Source organism: Streptomyces sp. NPDC059456, from assembly GCF_042750055.1.
GTDB lineage: Bacteria > Actinomycetota > Actinomycetes > Streptomycetales > Streptomycetaceae > Streptomyces.
This window is the reverse complement of sequence record NZ_JBHYVA010001120.1, coordinates 1-1,347: the sequence shown is the minus strand read 5'-3', so window position 1 is coordinate 1,347 and position 1,347 is coordinate 1. Positions and strand designations below refer to the sequence as shown.

1 protein-coding gene is annotated in these 1,347 nt (G+C 73.5%); it reads left to right on the top strand.

Annotated elements, in window-relative coordinates; genetic code table 11:
* On the top strand, window positions 1-1,347 hold a 1,347-nt coding region (locus ACFXA3_RS42615; RefSeq protein ID WP_385196934.1), incomplete at both ends, for a polyketide synthase dehydratase domain-containing protein.

The following is a 1,347-nucleotide window of genomic DNA, read 5'->3' as shown; positions in this document are numbered from 1 at the left end:
GCCGTCCGCTTCTCCGACACCGTCCAGCACCTCGCCGCCAAGGGCGTCACCCGGTTCCTGGAACTCGGCCCCGACGCCGTCCTGACCGCCCTCACTCAGGTCTCCCTCGACGGGCAGACCGTGCTCGTCGAACCCGTCCTGCGCAGGAACCGCCCCGAGACCCGGAGCCTCCTGACCGCCGTGGCCCACCTGCACACCACGGGCGCGCGCATCGACTGGACGGCCTTCTACGCCGGTACCGGCGCCCGTCGCGTCGATCTGCCGACGTACGCCTTCCAGCACGAGCGGTTCTGGCTGGAGGCCACCCCGGCCACCGACGTCGCCCACCACGGCCAGACCTCGGTCGGCCACCCGCTGCTCAGCGCGGCCATCACCCTGGCCGGTTCCGACGAGGCCGTCCTGACCGGTCGCATCGCGGCCGCCACGCACGCCTGGATCGGCGACCACGACGTGCTCGGCAGCGTGCTGCTGCCGGGCACCGGGTTCGTCGAGCTGGCGCTCCGGGCCGGCGACCAGGTCGGCTGCCCCGTCCTGGAGGAACTCACCCTCCAGGCGCCCCTCGTCCTGCCCCGGCACGGCGGCGTCGCCCTCCAGGTGTCCGTCGGGGCACCCGACGACACCGGCCGCCGGACCGTACGGGTCCACTCGCGACACGAGGACGCCCCCGCGGACACGTCCTGGCTGCTGCACGCCGACGGTCTCCTCGGAACCCGCCCGGCCGCCGCGGGCCCGGACCTCGCCGTGTGGCCGCCGACCGGCGCCACCGCGGTGGACGTGAGTGACACGTACGAGCTGCTCCAGGGCCGCGGCTACCACTACGGGCCGGTCTTCCAGGGCCTCACGGCCGCGTGGACGTCCGGGGACGACATCTTCGCCGAGATCGAACTGGCCGAGCAGGCGCACGGCGACGCCGAGGGCTTCGGCGTCCACCCCGCGCTCCTCGACGCCACGATGCACGCACTGGGCATCGGCGGGTCCGGTTCCGACGACGAGTCGGGGGAGGGCGCACAGCCGCTGCTGCCCTTCTTCTGGGAGGACGTCTCGCTGTACGCGGTCGGTGCCACGGCGCTGCGCGTACGGATCTCCTGGACTTCCGAGAACACCATGTCCCTGGACGCGGCCGACGCGACCGGTGCTCCGGTGCTGTCGGTGAAGAGCCTGACGTTCCGCCCGGTGTCGCAGGAGCAGCTGGAGGGGGCTCGTCCGGAGTCGCTGTTCGAGATCGCCTGGCGTCCGGCGCCGGCTGCGGTCGCGGGCGAGGTCGTGGCGGAGCAGCACGTGTGGGGTGCGCTGCCGGAGGGTGAGCTGTCGGGTGCGGTGGTGTTCCACGTCCCGGCCACCGATGGT